The organism is Mucilaginibacter sp., assembly GCF_041660805.1.
Taxonomy (GTDB): Bacteria; Bacteroidota; Bacteroidia; order Sphingobacteriales; family Sphingobacteriaceae; genus Mucilaginibacter.
This window is the reverse complement of record NZ_JBAZVP010000014.1, coordinates 19,125-39,452: the sequence shown is the minus strand read 5'-3', so window position 1 is coordinate 39,452 and position 20,328 is coordinate 19,125. Positions and strand designations below refer to the sequence as shown.

Annotated in this window: 16 protein-coding genes; 6 read left to right on the top strand and 10 right to left on the bottom strand. The window is 42.6% G+C overall.

Annotated elements, in window-relative coordinates:
- Positions 1–26 precede the first annotated feature (26 nt).
- The gene (gene lnt, locus WC743_RS17140) at positions 27–1,637 is read left to right on the top strand and encodes an apolipoprotein N-acyltransferase (protein WP_373013829.1); all 1,611 of its coding nucleotides are present in this window, start codon (positions 27–29) and stop codon (positions 1,635–1,637) included.
- On the opposite strand, the gene WC743_RS17135 is transcribed toward lnt, so the two are convergent.
- The 6 genes from WC743_RS17135 to WC743_RS17110 form a co-directional block, all read right to left on the bottom strand.
- The gene (locus WC743_RS17135; RefSeq protein WP_373013827.1) at positions 1,634–2,200 is read right to left on the bottom strand and encodes a dihydrofolate reductase family protein; all 567 of its coding nucleotides are present in this window, start codon (positions 2,198–2,200) and stop codon (positions 1,634–1,636) included. The two genes, lnt and WC743_RS17135, sit on opposite strands and share 4 nt — an antisense overlap.
- Positions 2,201–2,301: 101 nt before the next feature.
- The gene (locus tag WC743_RS17130) at positions 2,302–3,156 is read right to left on the bottom strand and encodes an N-acetylglucosamine kinase (protein WP_373013825.1); all 855 of its coding nucleotides are present in this window, start codon (positions 3,154–3,156) and stop codon (positions 2,302–2,304) included.
- Positions 3,153–3,536 carry a response regulator gene (locus WC743_RS17125; protein WP_373013823.1) on the bottom strand — a complete coding sequence of 128 codons (384 nt, stop codon included), beginning with the start codon at positions 3,534–3,536 and terminating at the stop codon, positions 3,153–3,155. Before WC743_RS17125 ends, WC743_RS17130 begins: the two co-directional genes overlap by 4 nt.
- Before the next feature lie 30 nt (positions 3,537–3,566).
- Positions 3,567–4,886, bottom strand: coding sequence for a TolC family protein (locus tag WC743_RS17120; RefSeq protein WP_373013821.1), 1,320 nt, complete (start codon positions 4,884–4,886; stop codon positions 3,567–3,569).
- Positions 4,887–4,891: 5 nt separating this feature from the next.
- Positions 4,892–8,017 (bottom strand): efflux RND transporter permease subunit, encoded by a 3,126-nt coding sequence (locus tag WC743_RS17115; RefSeq protein ID WP_373013819.1) that lies wholly within the window; start codon positions 8,015–8,017, stop codon positions 4,892–4,894.
- 5 nt (positions 8,018–8,022) lie between these two features.
- On the bottom strand, positions 8,023–9,096 hold the full coding sequence (locus tag WC743_RS17110; RefSeq protein WP_373013817.1) for an efflux RND transporter periplasmic adaptor subunit: 1,074 nt from the start codon (positions 9,094–9,096) through the stop codon (positions 8,023–8,025).
- 227 nt (positions 9,097–9,323) lie between these two features.
- On the opposite strand from WC743_RS17110, the gene WC743_RS17105 reads away from it, so the two are divergent.
- From WC743_RS17105 to WC743_RS17095, 3 genes are all read left to right on the top strand, one after another.
- Positions 9,324–11,120: a M61 family metallopeptidase gene (locus tag WC743_RS17105; RefSeq protein ID WP_373013815.1), complete on the top strand. Its 1,797-nt coding sequence runs from the start codon at positions 9,324–9,326 to the stop codon at positions 11,118–11,120.
- 188 nt (positions 11,121–11,308) lie between these two features.
- Positions 11,309–11,464, top strand: a complete 156-nt coding sequence (locus tag WC743_RS17100; RefSeq protein ID WP_373013813.1) for a lmo0937 family membrane protein — start codon at positions 11,309–11,311, stop codon at positions 11,462–11,464.
- A 71-nt stretch (positions 11,465–11,535) separates the two neighbouring features.
- On the top strand, positions 11,536–12,222 hold the full coding sequence (locus WC743_RS17095; protein ID WP_373013811.1) for a PAS domain-containing protein: 687 nt from the start codon (positions 11,536–11,538) through the stop codon (positions 12,220–12,222).
- 4 nt (positions 12,223–12,226) lie between these two features.
- Here WC743_RS17095 and WC743_RS17090 read toward each other — a convergent pair whose 3' ends face one another.
- The 3 genes from WC743_RS17090 to WC743_RS17080 form a co-directional block, all read right to left on the bottom strand.
- Positions 12,227–12,625, bottom strand: a complete 399-nt coding sequence (locus WC743_RS17090; RefSeq protein WP_373013809.1) for a hypothetical protein — start codon at positions 12,623–12,625, stop codon at positions 12,227–12,229.
- A gap of 88 nt (positions 12,626–12,713) precedes the next feature.
- Entirely contained in the window at positions 12,714–14,756 is a 2,043-nt protein-coding gene (locus WC743_RS17085; RefSeq protein WP_373013807.1) for a TonB family protein, read from the bottom strand.
- A gap of 2 nt (positions 14,757–14,758) precedes the next feature.
- On the bottom strand, positions 14,759–15,130 hold the full coding sequence (locus WC743_RS17080) for a BlaI/MecI/CopY family transcriptional regulator (RefSeq protein WP_373013806.1): 372 nt from the start codon (positions 15,128–15,130) through the stop codon (positions 14,759–14,761).
- Positions 15,131–15,265: 135 nt separating this feature from the next.
- Between WC743_RS17080 and WC743_RS17075 the strand changes: the two genes are divergently transcribed.
- The gene (locus WC743_RS17075; protein WP_373013804.1) at positions 15,266–16,669 is read left to right on the top strand and encodes an MBL fold metallo-hydrolase RNA specificity domain-containing protein; all 1,404 of its coding nucleotides are present in this window, start codon (positions 15,266–15,268) and stop codon (positions 16,667–16,669) included.
- A gap of 493 nt (positions 16,670–17,162) precedes the next feature.
- Here WC743_RS17075 and WC743_RS17070 read toward each other — a convergent pair whose 3' ends face one another.
- The gene (locus tag WC743_RS17070; protein WP_373013802.1) at positions 17,163–18,125 is read right to left on the bottom strand and encodes an isopenicillin N synthase family dioxygenase; all 963 of its coding nucleotides are present in this window, start codon (positions 18,123–18,125) and stop codon (positions 17,163–17,165) included.
- A 187-nt stretch (positions 18,126–18,312) separates the two neighbouring features.
- Between WC743_RS17070 and WC743_RS17065 the strand changes: the two genes are divergently transcribed.
- Positions 18,313–20,148, top strand: coding sequence for a DUF6600 domain-containing protein (locus WC743_RS17065; protein ID WP_373013800.1), 1,836 nt, complete (start codon positions 18,313–18,315; stop codon positions 20,146–20,148).
- The last annotated feature ends 180 nt before the right edge of the window (positions 20,149–20,328 follow it).

The following is a 20,328-nucleotide window of genomic DNA, read 5'->3' as shown; positions in this document are numbered from 1 at the left end:
CGCAAAGACGCGTTGAAAACTAACAAATGAAAAAAAACTTACCATTAGCCATACTTTCCGGTTTATTACTTTGGATTGCCTGGCCGCCTACTTCTTATACCACTTTTTTACTGTTTGTTGGGTTGGTGCCTATGCTGCTGGCTATGGAGAACATCATTGAATCTACAGCTATCGGCAAGGGGAAGAAAATATTTAACACCACCTTTTTAGGTTTCTTTATCTGGAACACGCTCTGTATTTATTGGGTGTATAACTCATTAAAGATCATTGGTCCCTTAATTGCTGCACCTATCACCCTGATACCATATGCCCTTGGCCCGCTGTTAATGGCAACCGCATGCTGGTTGTATTACCGCTTAAGGCTGATCACCAACCGTGCTTTAAGCTTAGCAGCGTTGGTTTGCTTTTGGATAGGCTACGAATACCTGCACCAAAGCTGGGACCTCAACTTTCCGTGGATGACTTTAGGTAATGGCTTTGCAGTATCGCACCAATGGATACAGTGGTATGAATATACCGGGGTTTATGGCGGTACTATATGGATATGGGCTGTTAATATTTTGGTGTTTCTGCTATACATTGGCTTACGCGAAGCACAAACCAGGCAACTGCGCAAAAGACTGGTAATTGCATTTAGCGTGATATTAATATTACCACTTGGCTTTTCGCTGTATAGGTATTACAGCTATAAAGAGCTGGTTAATCCATCAAACATTGTGGTGGTACAGCCTAATATTGATCCTTATGACAAAGAAGGCACCATACCGGTATCTACACAAATTGCCACGCTTACACATCTTTCAGATTCTGTAGGCCAACCCAATACCGAATTCTTTATCTGGCCGGAAACTGCAATTCCGGAATATATAGATGAGAACCATATTCTTGGTAGTAACCATTACGCACAGGTAAAACAATTTTTAAACAAGTATAGAAATGGCAACGTAATAACCGGCGGCGAAACGTACCGCACTTACGATACCCGTGTAAATAAAACTGCCTCACCTATGCCCAATGGTGGATTTTGGGATCATTACAGTTCGGCTATTAATATTGAGAATTCGCAAAAGGTACAATTTTACCATAAATCTCGCCTGGTACCGGGGGCAGAGTCGCTACCGTTTGGGAATGCGTTGTTTTTTCTGAAACCGGTATTTGAGCATTTAGGTGGAGCAACTGGCGCTTATACTGTTCAGGATCAGCCTGGAGTGTTCTATTCGCAAAGCGGGATAGGCGCCGCGCCGGTTATTTGTTTTGATTCCATCTGGGGTGCCTGGGTGGCCAAAGCGGCTAATGACGGTGCGCAATTCATCGCCATTATCACTAACGACGGCTGGTGGGAAAACACATCAGGCAAAGACCAGCATATGGATTATGCCAAGCTCCGTGCCATTGAAACACGCCGCTGGGTTTGCAGGTCGGCTAATACAGGGATCTCGGCTTTTATTAATCAGCGGGGCGATGTGGTACAACATACTAAATGGTGGGTAAAAGGGGCGTTAAAGCAGGATATTAACCTAAACAGCAACATTACCTTTTATGCAGCCCATGGCGATTACCTGCCAAAAGCCGGAAGCATATTAGCGGTGCTGGGAATTTTATTTGTGGCAGTAAAGCGCAAAGGCAGCCGGGCTTAAACCTGCTTATAGCGCAAAATAGCCACTCCCGAATCAAGTTGTTTTACATTGATCAATTCCAGCTTGCGCCGGTTTGTCAATTGCTGAAAGAATGATTTGCCTTTTGTTAAAATTACCGGGTTAACAACCAACTGGTATTCATCTATCAGGCCGGCATCTACCAGCGTTGCGGCCAGTTTTGCGCCACCAAAAGTCAGCATGCTTTTGCCGGGCGCTTGCTTTAGTTTATTTACTTCAGCCACAATATCGGTATCTACAATCCGGGTATTATCCCATTGCGGGTCATGAAGCGTTTTGGAAAATACAATATGCTGCGTTTTTTCGGCAAGCTTTGCATATTTCACTTCGCTTTCTGATGCTTTTTGGCCTGCTAATGCGCCCTTCCAATAATCTCTGTAATCTTTAAACATTCCTCTGCCTAAAAGAAAAAGATCAACATCAGCAAGCATCTCAAAAAGATCGTCCCACTGTTCCTTGTCATCTACCATCCAGCTCATGTCACCGTCTGCCCCTTCAATAAAACCATCCAGTGTAACCTGCATCGATAAAATTAGCTTTCTCATACCTTAATAATTTAATAAGGTAAAGATCAGGCAATTAAATATACAAAGACAGGTACGAAAGCGACAATTAGAGGGTAATTTTACGACTTGGAAAAATAGGATCAGCTATTGGCCCGATTAACGATAAACTCCAGCAAATCATTAATAGGTTGCCTGATGATCTTGCCTACATGCACACTGTTGGCTTCACAAATGGCTTTTAGTTCATCAGCAAAAATATAAGCTATTGAGCCTACAAAATGGCATTTGTATTTAGCGTATTGCGAGTGGGTTTTAATGTTGGTTTCTACAAACTCCAGCAAGCCTTTATGCAGTATGGCCTGGCCATATTCTGTATTGCGTATCCCTGTTATAAATTTGGAGAAAGATGCCAGGTAAGAATTTGCCCGCGCTTTTTGATACACGTTCTTAATTACTGTTTCTTTATCAAGGTGATAAGCTTCTTTAAACTTAGTATTAATATCGCCGGGCATGGTGCCGTACAAATAATCGGTAATGAGCGTTTTGCCAAACCAGGTGCCTGAGCCTTCATCGCCCAGTACATAGCCTAAACCATGCTGCCCGTCGTGAATATCCTCTCCATCAAAAAAAGATATGTTTGAACCGGTGCCTAACACACAGCAAAAGCCTTTCTCGTGCCCGCACGTGGCGTATGCCGAAGCCAAAAGGTCACTATCAACACTAATGTACGACTTGGTAAAGAAAGTGCTGAGCGCGTTTGAAACGATCTCGTGCCTATCCGGACTGGAGCAGCCGGCGCCAAAGAAGTATATTTCGGTAATCTGGGGGGCTAAAGCTATCAGTTCAGGAATTTGATCCTGCAGGATCTTTATAATTTCCTTTTCGGTTAAAAAGTACGGGTTTAATCCGGCAGATTTAAATGCCCGGGGCTGCTGATCAGGCGATGCAAGCAGCCAGTCTGTTTTTGAAGATCCGCTGTCTGCTACTAATATCATGTACAAAGTTCCTCAAGCGCTTCGTGGGTGAGGGGTTTATGTAAAAACTGTGCTACGTATTTATTATTAAGTGTATTACTCAAATCGGTAGGATCAAGTGAAGAGGAAAGAATAAATATTTTTACTTTGTCCTTATCATCCATCTTCATAGTCTCAAATTCTTGCAAAAACTCAAAGCCTGTCATTTGCGGCATACGAATATCCAGGAAAATAACATCGGGTTTAACGCTGCCATTACGCAGTGCTTCAATAGCATCTGTAGGCGATTGATGTACTATGATATTCTCTGCAAAATTACCGCTCTCCAAAATCTTACGCGTGACAAAGTTGTCAATATAATTGTCATCTATCAGCAAACAGGTTTTGTAGCAAACTGGCATTTTCGAAATTAAAAGCAATAATAAATATTCTTATTGAATATTTATACTGTTAGTGATTTGTTTTAATGTTACCTCGGCCATTTTGGACTGGTATTGTGCTGAAAAGAACACAGATTGTGCATTAAGATAATTTCTTTGCGCTTCGCGGATCTCTAACGGGGTAATATTTCCTATTTTATATTTCTCTAAAGATATTTCCAGATTTTTACGGGCCAGCTCTACATTTGATTGGCTCAGCTTGATCAGATCAAGGCCAGAAAGGTAGGCTACATAAAAGTTATTGATATCTGCCTCTACATTCAACCGGGTTTGCTTAGTGGTTATCTCGGCGTTATCTATCTGAAATTTGGCATTACGTTCTCTTCTCCATTGGTTTAACCCATCAAAAATATTGATGGTTGCTGTTAAGCCATAATTAAACCCGTGTGCATCCTGGCGCAAAGTGAAGCCGGCCGGTGTACGGTTATTTGTGATGGTATAGCCTGATGTTATCCCTATTTGCGGGTAGCGGGTTGATTTTATTTGTTTCAGATTAATATCTGCCAGGCGCTTGTTAATTTGCGAAGCTAATATAGAAGGGTTTTGTGCCTGCGCTTTAGCAATGATATCTCCCAATATCAATTTATCATCAACCACAATGGTATCGCCAACGGCAAACTCACTTTGTAAATCGCGTACCAGCAATTGGTTTAGCTGGATCTTTGTTGTTTTAAATTGCTGCAGCTGCGTTATCAAAGCGGCGGTATCGGTATTCAAATTAACCTGCGCGTTATATACATCTAACCGGGATACGCGGCCAACGGCAAATTTATCGTTAGAGTAACGCATCTGCGTTCTTGAAATTTCAATAGCGCCCCGCAAAGCTTTTATCTGCTCATTTTGGCTGATAAGGTTGTAGTAGGTATTAATAACGTTGGCTATGGTAGATTGTATGGTATCCTGCAGCCTGATGGCCCCTAATTTATCCAGTTGCTTTAACTGATCATAAGTGGCAAACATATTAAAGCCGTCAAATATGGTCCAGTTAAGGTTAACACCATAATTTAAATTGGAGTTACGGGCGCCCTTTATATCATTAAAAGTACCATCAGACCGGGTTTGCTTGGTGGTTTGGATACTGTTGTTTGATGTGGCATTACCGGTAACTAAAGGCAAAAAACCGGCATTGCCCAACGTTACATTATTGCCGGCTATGGCTTTATTGTTTTGTGATAGCTGTATGTTATAATTATTCTTTAAAGCTATTTCAACAGCATCTTTTAAAGTAAGTATTGGCGCGTTCTGCGCTTTTACACCCGCAACAAAAGCTAAAGCGCAAAAAATCAAGCAAACTATTCTCTTAAATTTCATATTGCTTACAGATTTTCAATTAATAAGGGTGTTTTAGTCTCTTCTACCTCTTCTTCGGGCTCATGATCAGGGTCACGGCGGGTTTTTGATGCAAATACCATATACATGGTAGGGATAACATACAAGGTAAGCACCAGCGAAAATAACATACCGCCAATAATTACGATACCTAATGATACACGGCTTTTAGCACCGGCACCCAGCGCCATCGCAATAGGTACCGAACCCAGCACAACTGCCAAACTGGTCATTAAGATAGGGCGCAAACGCGCGGTGGCCGCTTCAACAACAGCCTCGTATTTACTTATGCCGTGCTCCATACGCTGGTTAGCAAACTCCACAATAAGGATACCGTTCTTGGTTACTAAACCAATAAGCGTTATGATACCTATCTCGCTAAAAATATTCAGTGTTTGGTTAAATAACCATAGCGATAAAAATGCGCCTGATATAGCCAGCGGCACAGTAAGCATTACAATGAACGGATCCATAAAACTTTCAAACTGGGCGGCAAGCACCAGGTATATGAGCAATAATGCAAATGCAAACGCAAATAATATATTAGATGAACCTTCTGCATAATCACGTGACGGGCCGCTTAACGCGGTACTAAAAGTATCATCAAGCAGGTGGGCTTTTATCCGTTCCATTTCTGCGATACCATCACCCACGGTTTGGCCGGGAGCAAGACCTGCCTGTACCGTTGCCGATTTATAACGGTTAAAGTGATAGATAGATGGCGGGCTGGCGCTTTCTGTAACCTTAACCACGTTATCCAGCTGTACCAGGCCACCTCTTGTGCTACGTACATATATTGATTTCAGGTCTAACGGCTGGTCGCGGTTAGCCCTGTCAACCTGTGCAATTACCTGGTATTGCTTGCCATTTATCAGGAAATAATCCAATCGGCCGGCACTATAGTATAGTTGTAAGGTTTGTGCAATATCATCAACCGATACCCCCAGGTCCCGGGCACGGTCGCGATCTGTAGTTACCCTTAGTTCGGGCTTGGTAAATTTTAAGTTAACGTCAGATCCCTGGAAAACCGGGCTCCTGGATACTTCAGCAAAAAACTCGGGCAGTACCTTACGGATCTTTTCAAAATCCTGATTTTGGATAACAAACTGTACCGGCAATGAGGTACGCGCACCGCTACCCCCACCGCTTATGGTTTGCTCCTGCACTACAATGGCGCGGGCATCAGGCATGCGGGTTAGTTTCTTGTTAAGCCAGTCGGCTATTTCCTGCTGGGAACGCTCTCTTTGATCAGGCGGGACTAAGCCCACACGGCCAAAGCCGGAGTTAGACGAGCCGCCGCCGCCAAATGATGGCGAAACAATCTCCAGGTTCACGTTAGCCTCGGGGATAGAATCGGCAACCAGGTCGGCCACCTTATCCATATATTTTGTCATGTACTCATAGGTAGCACCTTCAGAACCGGTAACCGAATAGCGCAGCAAGCTGCGGTCATCTAACGGTGCTAATTCTGATGGCGTAACTTTTACCAGTATACCAATAACCACTAATGAAATACCCAGAATAACGAATGATACCCATTTCTTTTTCATGAAGTTAACCAGTGTTTCGGTGTAGCCGTTGGTCATATTCACAAAGAAAGGTTCGGTCATTTCATAGAATTTCGATTTCTTTTGGTTTTTACGGATAAGTTTAACGTTAAGCATTGGTGTTAACGAAAGGGATACAAAAGCCGATATCAATACCGCCCCGGCAACTACAACCGCAAACTCGCGGAACAACCTTCCTGTAAAGCCCTGTAAAAAGATGATGGGTAAAAATACCGCTGCCAATGTAACCGATGTAGAAACTACCGCAAAGAAGATCTCGGCAGAGCCCTCAAACGCGGCTTTCCGGATAGCCATACCGGCTTCAACCTTTTTGTAGATATTCTCTGTTACCACAATACCGTCATCCACCACCAGGCCCGTGGCCAGCACAATACCCAGCAGGGTTAATATATTAATGGAGAACCCAAACACATACATGATAAAGAATGCCCCGATTAATGATACCGGGATATCAATGAGCGGGCGGAAAGCGATGAGCCAATCTCTAAAGAAGAGGTAAATAATAATTACCACTAATATGAATGATATGAGCAGGGTTTCTTTTACTTCTGTAATAGAGTTATTAATGAACCTGGTATTATCCAATGCTACTTTTACCGTAATATCGGGCGGAAGATCTTTTTTGATCTGCTCCAGCCTTGCATAAAAATCCTTAGCAATTTGTACATAGTTGGCGCCCGGCTGCGGCACAATGGCCAAACCAACCATCGGCACACCTGATTCCTTTAAAGCGGTCTCTTCATTGGCAGAACCTAACACGGCATAACCAATATCATTCAGCCTGATAACACGGTTGCTATCGGCACGGATAATTAAGTTATTAAAATCTTTTTCGGTGGTGAGCTTACCTAAAGCACGGATAGTGATCTCGGTATTATTACCTTCAATTTTACCGGCCGGCAGCTCCACATTCTCGCGGGCTAATGCCGCGCCAATATCTGTAGCGGTTAACCCTAACGAGGAGAGTTTATTAGGATCTATCCATAAACGCATAGCGTACTGGCGCTGGCCCTGCACGTTAATGGTACTTACGCCCGGTATGGTTTGCAAGCCTTCCAGTAAAACATTTTCGGCGTAATCATCAACCTGGGTAATGTTACGGGTGTTACTGCTTACGGTAAGGGTAATGATCTGATCGGCACTGGCATCGGCTTTGGTAACTACCGGCGGGGCGTTAATATCCTGCGGTAACTGGCGCTGTGCCTGGCTCACCTTATCGCGCACATCATTGGCCGCTGTTTCCAGGTCGGCATCAAGGTCAAACTCAACAGTGATGTTACTTGAACCTACCGAACTTGTTGACGATATATTACGGATGCCCGGTACACCGTTAATGGCTTTCTCTAATGGCTCGGTTATCTGCGATTCAATTACATCTGAGTTGGCGCCCGAGTAACTGGTAGATACAGAAATAATTGGCGGATCGACCGATGGAAAATCCCTCACTCCTAAAAACGTATAGCCTATAACACCAAATACAACAATAACAACAGATAATACCGTTGCCAGCACAGGTCTTTTTATACTTACTGACGATAAACTCATATTGCTTATTTGATAACTTTAAGAATCTTCAATGGTGATTTAGGGCGAATTTGGATCAAGCCAGAAACCACTATACTGTCTCCGGCTTTAAGGCCATCAATAATTTGAATTTTGGTATCGGTACGTAAGTCTGTCTTAACATTTTTGGCAACAGCTATGCCATTTTTGTAAACGTAAATCTTACTGCTTTTTAGATCGGGAATTACGCACTCTGTAGGTACCATAATAGTTTTAGGGATCTGGTCAAGCGTTAAATTGATCTTGGCAAAAGCGCCCGCGCTTAATAATCCATTAGGGTTAGGTGCCTTGGCACGAACAGTTATAGTACGCGAATTGGCATCTAACGCCGGCTCAATTGCATAAACGGTAGCATTAAAATTTTCCCTTGAGCTTTCAACGGTAAAAGTAACCTTGCTGCCCTTGCCTATAATTGGCAGGTAACGCTCAGGTACCGAAAAGGTAACCTTTGCCGGATCGATATTCACAAGCGTAGCAATTGAGGTTGATGGCGACAAATAACCACCCGGACTAACGTTTCTTAAACCAATGGTCCCTGAGAACGGCGCACGGATTTCGGTACGGGATATTTGGGCTCTTATCACATCGGCCTGCGCCTTCATCGCATTTAACGATGATAATGAAGTTTCATATTCTTCTTTGCTCACAGCTTCTTTCTCCAATAATATTTTATTACGGTTGTTTATATCGCGGGCCAATATCATTTGCGCCTGCACCTGTTGTAATGACGATTGCAGATCCTGATTATATACTTTTACCAGCAACTGGCCTTTCTTAACCTTAGTGCCTTCTGTAAAGTAAATACCGGTAATGTTCCCGGCAGTTTGGCTTATCAGGTTTACCCTTTCATTAGCATCAATTGTTCCGGTAATATCTATCTGGTTACGTACAGTAGTATCTTTTACAATCATTATGTTAACAGATACCGGCCCATTCTTTTTCTTGCCTTTACCCGATGCTGCTGCACTGGTTGCCTTTGCTTTTTTACTATAAAACTTATTGTATATCAAAAAAGCTATCAGCAGGGCCAGTAAAGTATAAATTATGTACTTGGTTTTCATAAAACGCGGGGTCAGGTTGGTTTTAGTTACTAAATTAAAAATTTGCCGGTGTTAAACTTACTCATTCCGGAAAACAATACTTTAAATAATGATGCTAATCTTATAAACGGTTAATGTTCGCAAAACTAATCTCTTGGGTTATAAATTGGCGGCATGTATCAACCATTTTACAACATATGTCTTTTTTAGCCGGGCAGTTAAAAAAATAAAAATTTATACCTTGCCGCATGAAAAAACTTCGACTAATAGCACTGGTTAATTTAATTCTTATTTTTATGAACGCTACACCCGGCAAGGCGGCTGTCCCTGCAAAAATATCTTACATAGTAACTTTCCCGGAGGCTCAGGCTCATTATGCTGAGATAGAAATGACCGTAAGCGGATTAAATCAGCCAGCTCTTGATCTTAAAATGCCGGTTTGGACACCCGGATCATACCTGATAAGGGAATTTTCAAAGAACATAGAATCGTTAACGGCTACTGCCAACGGCAAAGCTGTTGCAGCCCCAAAACTGAATAAAAATACCTGGCACATTAATACTACCGGCATTACCTCGGTTACAGTTAAATATAAGGTTTATGCTTTTGAATTATCGGTACGTACCAGTTTTATTGATGTATCGCACGCGTTTTTGTCAACATCAGGCATATTCTTATGGCCTAAAGGCATGCTTGACCAGCCATCAACCATTAACATAAAACCTTATAAAGACTGGAATAAAGTATCAACCAGTTTAGAAAAAGTTGGCGGCGATGCATTTACACTTACTTCTCCTAACTATGATATTTTATATGATTCGCCAATTGAAGTTGGTACACAAGATGTGTTTGGCTTTGATGTTAACGGCGTAAAATACGAAGTGGCCATGTACGGCGGCGGTAATTATGATAAAGAACGCCTTAAGGTTGATATGGCCAAAATAGTAGCGGCGGAGGTTAACGTGTTTGGCGAAAACCCTAACAAGCATTATACCTTTATAGTGCACAACAAATTGCGCAACGGCGGTGGTCTGGAACATTTAAGTTCGACCGTTTTAGGTGCATCACGCAATAATTATGGTACCGAGCGTGGCTACAGAGGCTTTTTAGGTTTAGTTGCCCATGAGCACTTTCACCTGTGGAACGTGAAACGTTTACGCCCGATTGTATTAGGCCCGTTTGATTATGAGACCGAGAACTATACTACCAACCTGTGGATAGCCGAAGGCTTTACCGCTTACTACCAAACCCTGATACTGCGCCATGCAGGTATATCAGATACCGAAGACTTTTTAACTGGCATGGCCGGCGATATTAATACGGTTGAGAACCAGCCCGGCAGTAAAGTACAGCCGCTGGCCGAATCAAGCTTTGATGCCTGGATAAAATCATACCGCCCTAACGAAAATTCTGTTAATACAGGCATATCTTATTATGATAAAGGCGCCGTAGTTGGTATGCTGCTTGATCTGGAAATTATTAACAGCACAGGTAGCAAACAATCACTAAATGATGTGATGAAGTATATGTATACAACCTACTACAAGGGTAAAAAACGTGGTTATACTGATGCTGAATTTAAAGCTGCTTTTGAAAAATTTGCCGGAAAAAAACTGGACGATTTTTATGCAAAATACATTAATGGCTTAACCCCGTTTGATTACAATAAATACCTGGGCTATGCCGGTTATAAAATAACTGATGACCTGGCTAACAGCAATGAACCAACAATGGGGATAGTTATAAGTAACGGCCCTAAAAAAACGGTAACTACTGTTTTTCGCGGTAGTGCGGCATGGATACAGGGCATTAACGTTGGTGACGAGATCGTTTCAATAGATGGTACCCCGGTAACAGACCCGGGCACTGCTATTAACGGCAAAAAAGTTGGAGACCAAATTAACGTAACCGTTACCCGCGATGGCCAGGCCATGATCATTCCGATAACGTTACTGCGCAACCCTATGCAAAAGAACAAAATTGAAGAATTACCAAATGCTACCCCGCAGCAATTAGCTGTAAGAAAGAAATGGCTGAATTTGTAGTTAGCTAATAATATAGCTTAAAACGCCTCTTTCCGTTGTTTGGAAAGGGGCGTTTTTGTTTTTAAGATCTCTCCTGTCAATCTCAGATAAATTCTCTTTCTAATTAATTTTTAAAACCTTTTGGGCTAATTTTTTATTATATTAATATCTATTGAGGAGAAACATTCATTTAATTAAATCAACTTACCATGAACTCACTATTGTATACAATTGCCATTATACTTGTTATAGGTTGGGCAATCGGCGTGTTTTTTACTGCAGCAGGCAATCTTATCCATATATTATTAGTAATTGCTATTATCGCAGTGTTGCTTGGCATTATACGCAGGCCTAATGCGGTATAACTGCTCAGTGTAAATTAAAGGCCGGGCAAAGTCCCGGCCTTTTTCATGATCACCTAACCTGTTAATTTAATATGAAAATTCCGTTCACCCCGCAGCTTCTTGGCGACCTTATTGAAAAAGGATATACCTACATGCTGGCAAATACCAATACCGATGGATCGGCCGAATCAACAATAATATTGAAACCGGTAAGAGAAAAGCCCGATCTGAGCAACCTGCCCCAAGGTTATGAGACCTTCTATAAAATCACCCGCGAACCTATGCAACTGGCATGCGCAGATGCCGATACAATTATTATGGTTGATTACACAACTATGAATGATAGCATTACCAGTGATGATATTTTTGAGGATAGTTATTTTAGGATGAGTGAAGATTTTTTTAGGCAAGTATTAGATAGCCTTGAAGATTATGCCGTGATAACTACCGATAAAAACGGCGATATTAACAGTTGGAACTCGGGTGCTGAACGGGTTTTGGGTTACCATGAAAATGAAGTTATAGGCCGTAATGCATCAATATTTTTTACACCTGAAGACATTGCGGCCGGTGAACCCGAAAAAGAGCTGACTACTGCATTAACAAAAGGCCGCGCCGTTGACGAGCGTTACCATGTTTGTAAAGATGGTATCCGTTTTTGGGGCAGTGGTTTGGTTTTCCCTTTATATGATGAAAAGCACCACCACCGCGGATTTACCAAAATAATGCGTAACCTGCGCGAGTATAAACAGGCCGGGCAACAAGCAAACGAGCAATAGTTGGCTATTTTTTAATAAGCTTTGCGGCTATAAAAGCAAACAATCCCTGTATTAAGCCAAATACTACACCAAATATTGGGGCCATTAGTACCATTGCAACCCTTGGGTGTGTGCTAAAATAAGTGGGCATTTCTCCAGACATTTTTGTTATATCTGGATGATGGGTGGCATAACTTTTATACATCAGCACATGTACGGCTGTTATCCAAACACTGTTAATGATACTTAATACAAAGCCATGCCAAAAATATTTGCCGGTACCGGCTTTTGCAATAACCACCGCGCAGAAGCAAAATATCACCAACCAAAATATGGGCTCTATCTGTTGGGGGATCAGTGATACTGTACCAAAGGCCATTATCAACCCAAATAATGATAGCTGCAGTAAAAGTTTTATGTTCATAAGCAATTGATCCTGAGTAAATATAGTTCAAATTTAATTAAACCATACCCCCTCAGGACCAAATGACAGTGGTATAAAAATGCTTTCGTTAATTTTTTGCTTTCGCTTTTTTCAGGGTTACCAATATTACCCCGTTTAGAGCTTTGACGCCATATAAACTTGTTGCTGCCGCGTCTTTAAGTACAGATATGCTTTCAATACCTTTGGGGTCAATTGTATTTATGCTCTCTACTTCTTTACCATCAACAATATAAAGAGGGTCATTTATGCCTCTTATGCCCGTTAGCCTAACGCTTTGTTTAGAGCTATCAGAGGGGCTGGTAAAAGTAAACTTTTGTTTATCTTGAGTAGTTTTTGTTGCAGGTACCGCACCGGTTTTATTTTCTGCCTGTGCTAATGAAAATTGTATAGGCACTGTATAAGTTACCCTTACCTTACGTCCGTTTTGAACTCCTGCTATCCATTTTGGCGATGCATTAATAACCCTTACAGCTTCTTCATCGGCGCCATCGCCTATGCCACGTATAACATGGGCATTAGTAATAGAGCCATCCATTTCAACAACAAAGGCTACAATTACACGGCCCTGTGTTTTATTCTCCCGTGCCCTGGCCGGATATCTCACATTTTTTGCCAGATAGCCCTGGAATGCTGCATTGCCTCCTGGGAAGGTCGGAGATAGCTCCACAGCAGTAAAAATTTGGTTTTTGTTATCGTCTGTTCCCTTATAACTAACTTCTGGGGCTTTCTCGTTGTTTTTAGGAGGCGTATAAGTAATGGTAGTCTCTGTAAGCGAAAACTGGATAGGTACGGAGTACTGCACCCTAACCTTACGCCCGTTTTGAATACCAGGCTCCCATTTGGGTGATTTTTTTAAAACCCTTACAGATTCTTCATCGGCACCGCTGCCAATACCGCGTAGTATCTTTATATCAGTAAGCTTACCATCTGGTTCAACAATAAAGGTTGCTATAACCCTGCCTTGTACATTATTTTCTCTTGCTTTCTTTGGGTATCTAATATTCTTACTTAAGAACTGGCTAAAAGCTTTGTCGCCACCCGGAAAACCCGGCGAATGTTCTACTTGTGTAAATACTACCTTTTTATTGGGTACGGTATCTATGTTTTTTCCATTATCTGCTGATCCGGGCAGTACGTGATCTGTGGCTTTGGCCTTTGTGCCCTCAGGTGTTATTATTTCTAATTCTGCCTTATGTTGCACCATCTCCGGTTCTTCGTCAGGTATAACAGATGTTGCCGGCTGCAAAAAAACCTCTTCGGCTTTATTATTAATTACTTTAACTGCCTTACTGTTGCTAATTGTAGCTGATGACAGTATCAGCATTAAAATAAACAGCGGCGCCGACAAGCCATATTTGGCCAGCTTTATACGCTGCGAATTACTTTTTTGCAACATCATAATTCGTTGTTTTAATAAGCTGTGATTAAAAAACGGATTAACTAAATGGTGCACAGGCGAGTTAAACGTTTGGCTCAGCAATAGCAAAGCATAATCGGCCTTGTTAGTACCGGCTTTTAAAGCCTGCCTGTCGGCAATAAATTCATGAATGTGTTTAATGGCAAGCCGGTACAGGTAAACAACCGGGTTAAACCAGTTAATTATCATAACCGCCTCTATGATCAGCACATCGGCCGAGTGCCATTGCTGTGCATGTACCTCTTCATGTTTTATAATTACATCGCGGCCCGGAATATCAGCAGTAAGCTTTATCCTTTTAAAGAAAGAGTAAGCAGCTGATGTTGGCTGATTGATCATCCGCTTTAATAATACAAGATGGTATATCAGCCTTGCAGCTAACACTACCGCGCCAATTATATACAGCGTTATCAGCATTTCGCCAATAGTAACCGGGTTATCCTTAATAGGTGTAAAGCTTACTATCATATCAGGAGCGGTGGTGCTGTAAATAGTTTGTACCCTTTTGGTTATAAAAAGATCTTTAACCCATTGTGCCTGTATCAACGGAATAAAAAAAGATAATAATACCGCACCTACCAGGTAAATGCGGTTTAGCTGAAAAAAAGTTTCCCGGCGGAGCAATAGTGTATAAAACCCGAAAAACAATACGAGGTAAATGTTTACAAGTAATAAATAATGCCACCAGGTCATAACTATTTATCTTTAAGTTTTTCAATCAGTTTCATAATATCATCGGCTTCTTTCAGGTTAATTTTTTCCTTCTTCACAAAAAAGGACAACATCCTGTTCACCGAGTTATCAAAGTATCCTGTTAAAAGTTTATCAGCAGCAAAAGTTTTGTATTGCTCTTTGCTGATAACAGGATGATACTCATGGCTTTTACCATAGGCAGTATGGCCAACAAAACCCTTTGTTTCCAATATCCTTATAATTGTCGATACCGTGTTATAGGCCGGTTTAGGTTCCGGCAAAACATCTAACACATCTTTTACAAACCCTTTTTGCAGCTGCCAAAGCACTTGCATTATTTGTTCTTCTGCGCGGGTTAATTCTTTAATTTCCATAGGGGGGAATGAATTACTTTTTAAATTACACTCTAAGTTATATTATATAAACCAATTTAACAACTAAATGTTTAGTTTATTTTAAATTAAACTTTTATTTGTCTATTTGGGTTTACAAGACAACTAAAATTATAAATGGATATAACCTTTCACGGTGCGGCCCGTAATGTTACCGGCAGCAAACACCTGCTTCGCTTGCAGGATGGCACAAGCGTATTATTAGATTGCGGTATGTTCCAGGGACTGGGCGACCAAACCGAAGACATGAACGAACATTTTGGCTTTAACCCCAAAAAAGTTGATTACATGATACTCTCGCATGCCCACATTGATCATTGCGGCTTAATACCCCGGCTTGTAAAAGAAGGTTTTGAGGGACAAATATTCTGCACCGCCCCTACTATGGAGCTGGCTAAGATCCTGCTGTTAGATTCGGCTAAAATACAGATGCAGGATACTGAATACACCAACAAGCACAGGGCAAGAAAAGGCCAGCCATTGTTAGAGGCTTTATATACCGAAGAAGACGCCATTGCGGCATTACGCCAGTTTAAGATTGTTGATTATCATGACGAATATGCCATTACCCCACATATAAAATTCCAATTTACTGATGCAGGCCACGTTTTGGGCAGCGCGGCAATGCATATAACGGTTTTGGAGGATGGCAAAGAAACGCACATTACCTTTAGCGGAGATGTTGGCCGTTATGGCGACCTGCTGCTTAAAAGTCCGCAAACGTTTCCGCAGGCCGATTATATTTTGCTGGAATCTACCTACGGCGACTCCCTGCATAAAGATATTGGCCCCATTGAGGACGCTTTATTAGAAATTATTAAACATACCTGCGAGATCAAAAAAGGCAAGGTAATTATCCCGGCGTTTAGCGTGGGCCGTACACAAGAACTATTATATGCCCTAAATGCTTTGGAACTAAGGGGTGATTTACCCAATGTGCCTTATTATGTAGATAGCCCGCTATCTGAAAAGGCCACACAGATCTTAAAAGATCATCCCGAGGTGTATAATGGGAATGTTAAAAAAGTTTTAAAGGTGGATGCCGATCCATTTGGGTTTAAGGGATTAAAGTTCATACAATCTACCACAGAATCAATTGCCTTAAATGATGATGTAAGGCCTTGTGTTATCATTTCATCATCGGGTATGGCCGAGGCTGGCCGTGTAAAACATCACATTAAAAACAATATCAACAATCAAAAGAACACCATATTAATGGTTGGCTACGCCGAACCAAATTCATTAGGCGGCAGGCTGGCACGCGGCGAAAAAGAAGTGCATATCTTTGGTGAACAATACCACGTGAATGCCGATGTGCAATCCATCAAAAGCATGAGCGCCCATGGCGATTATGAAGATCTGCTGCGTTTTATTTCTAACCAGGATCCGGGGTTGGTTAAAAAACTTTTCCTGGTACATGGCGAGTATGAAGTACAGCAACATTTTGCCGAGACACTGAAAGAAAAAGGATTTGCTAATGTTGAAATACCGTATCAGCACGAAAAAGTGGTATTGGAGTAAAAGCGGGTAAAAGCCCTATCGCCGGTGCGAGGAGCCAGTCCACGCGTCTTTGCAATGGCATATTTTTTAATTTTACTCCACCCATCGTGTCATTGCGAAGCCCAGGTAATGGGATTGCGCGCTGGTGGGCTGTGGCAATCTCGTCGTATGCAAAGCGATCATGCATTTGCTACGAGATTGCCCCGTCGCTGCGCTCCTCGCAATGACATGTTATTTATTTCACTTTCACCCAGCGCGTCATTGGTACGAAGCAATCCCCAACATGCTTATCGCCTACCGTTCTATCGGGAGATTGCTTCGTACCTCGCAATGACGCGGCGGGTGGAACAGCTGCCTACGAACAAATACCGTCTTTGCGAACGATAGCGAAGCAATCCCCAACATACTTGTCGTCTACTTTTCCATCGGGAGATTGCTTCGTACCTCGCAATGACGAGTGGTGATAACAAGAAAGGCCAGCTTAAAGCTGGCCTTTCTTGTATCTGGAATAAAATTATTTCTTTAACCCTATCTCCCTTAAACGCTCGTCCAGGTACTCACCAGCGGTGATATCTGTGTATTGTTTAGGGTGTTCGGCATCAATGGTTGATGGTAGGCTGGTTAAATCCATATTTGATTTTGGGTGCAGGAAAAAAGGCACCGAAAAACGGGAATTCTTCATCTCCTCGCGCGGCGGGTTCACTACCCTGTGCGTGGTTGACTTTAGTTTATTGTTTGTTAAACGCTGTAACATATCGCCAACGTTAACTACCAGGTCTTCACCAAAAGCTTTAACCGGGAACCATTTATTTTCGCGGGTTAGCAGCTCTAGTCCGTCAGCACTGGCACCAATAAGCAGCGTGATCAGGTTAATATCCTCATGCGCGCCGGCACGTACCGCATCATCCGGCAAAGAATCCGGATCTGTTATAGGGAAATAATGCAGTGTGCGCAGTATCGAATTACCGTTTTCTACCTTATCATCAAAATAATTTTCGTTTAAACCAAGGTATACCGCTATAGCACGCAACAGATATTTGCCTGCGTTTTCCAGCTTTTTGTAAACCTCAAGTGTTGTAGTATTAAACTCGGGCAGTTCATCTACCACAATATTATCCGGGTAATCCGCTTCTTCAGGCACATCGCCGGTAACGGTTTGGCCTATCTGCCAAAACTCTTTCAAATCGGGCACTTTAAAGCCTTTAGCAGTCTCCTTATTTTTGCCCGTATAGCCCCGCTGGCCTGCCAGATCGGGTATTTCGTACTTGTCTTTTATATCTTCTGGCAAAGCAAAAAGTGCTTTTACCTGTGTATAAAGCTTGTCTATCAGTTCTTTACTTAAGCCATGATTGGTGATGGTTACAAAACCTGTTTCGTTAAAAGCTTTACCAATGCTGTCAGAAAAAGCCTTACGTTCGTCGGCAGAGCCATTAATATACGTGTTTAGATCAAGGCGCGGGATATTTACAGTGCTCATATTTATGGTTTTAAATAACAGTCAAAATTATTTAAAAAACAGGTAGATTAATAGTCAGGACTAAAAATATCTGCAATAATGTAATTGTTATACAATATTAAGGTTCAAAACAATTAATTGTTTAAACGTTTTGGAGTAAATACTGTCTATACACTGTAACACACTATAACTTTTTATACTACCACCCATGAAAAATATAAATAAACTTTGGGGAATGGCCCTGTTAGCATTCATGCTGATATTGGCAGCCCCGCATAAAAGCATAGCACAAGGCTACGACGACCAATATATATCTGACCAGGAATTTTACGATCAGTTATCTCCATATGGCACCTGGGTAAGCGACCCTAACTATGGCGATGTTTGGGTACCTGATGTTGATGGCGATTTTAGGCCATACGTTACTAACGGGCATTGGGTTTTAACAGAATACGGAAACACCTGGGTATCAGACTACCCCTGGGGATGGGCAACCTTCCACTATGGCAGGTGGCACTATGATGACTACTACGGATGGGAATGGGTACCCGGCAATGAATGGGCGCCTGCATGGGTAAGCTGGAGAAACGGCGACGGTTACTATGGCTGGGCTCCGCTTGAACCACAAATAAGCATTGAGGCATCATTTGGATATAATTATAGCGCGCCTGATATTTATTGGGCATTTGCGCCGTATGCCTATATTAATCAGCCCAATATTTATAACTATTGTGTACCGGTTACAAGGGTAAGGAACATTTATAACCGTACTACTATTATCCGCAATACCTATGTTTATAATAACCGTACTTATATAGCAGGCCCCCGCCGTGACGACATACAGCGCTATACTAAAAGGCCTATACGGGTTTATAACATCAACAATATTAACAGGCCGGGTGCAAATACTGTTAACAATAATACAGTAAATATTTACCGCCCAAGTATTAGGCGTTCTGGCGATGCCCGCCCTGCAAGGGTTATTGATGGCGCAGCTTACAGGCAGCAAAATCCTAACCAACGTATAGGAGGCACCAATAATCGCCGTGGCCCAACATACAACAGGGAAAACGCGTCAAAGCTGGCTAACGAGGTAAGATCAAATACACCCGACAGTAGATTTGTGCGTGTTAACACCCGTGGCGGTGCGGCAAACCCTGCACAAGACAACCGCCCTAACAGGCCGGGTGTTAACAACCCAAACAGGCCCGATAACAACGGCCGTGTTAACCCTCCTGCAGATATTAATAACCAACGCCAGCAACAAAGAGAGCAGGCCCGCCAAATGCGCGAACAACAAAGGCAGCAACAAAACCCGCAAATGACTGAGCAGCAAAGGCAGCAACAACAGCAAGCCCGTGAGCAGCAGCGCCAGGCTAGGGAACAGCAAAGACAACAGCAAAACCCACAGCAACAGCAAATGACCGAGCAGCAACGCCAGCAACAACAGCAGGCCCGTGAGCAGCAGCGCCAGGCTAGGGAACAGCAAAGACAACAGCAAAACCCGCAAATGACCGAGCAGCAAAGGCAGCAACGCCAGGCACGTGAGCAACAAAGGCAACAGCAAAACCCGCAAATGACTGAGCAACAACGCCAGCAACAACAGCAGGCCCGTGAACAACAACGCCAGGCAAGGGAACAACAAAGACAACAGCAAAACCCGCAGCAGCAACAGGCTATTGAGCAACAAAGACAGGCGCGCGAACAACAAAGGCAACAACAGGCACAACAACAGCAGCAAGCCAGGGAACAACAACAAAGACAACAGGCCGATCAGCAACGCCAGCAGCAGGCACAGCAACAACAGCAACAAGCCAGGGAACAGCAGCAAAGGCAACAAGGCGAACAGCAACGCCAACAACAGCAACAAGCCCGCGAACAGCAGCAAAGGCAACAAGGCGAACAGCAACGCCAGCAACAGCAACAAAGGCAGCAGGCTGAGCAGCAACAACGCCAACAACAGCAACAAGCCCGCGAACAGCAAAGGCAACAACAGGAACAACAAAAGCAACAACAGGAACCTCCACGGCCGGTTCGCCCGTAAGGAATTAGGTGTATATTTGAAACAGAATTGCCCGGTTTTATCGGGCAATTCTGTTTTAAATAATTTGTTAACTCACATTAAAGATTTGCTTTATGAAAATTTGATGAAAAAAAACAACGGGTGGCTTAAACCTTTTATTTTTATTAATGTCAATAAGCTATAACCCAATTACCTAACCTC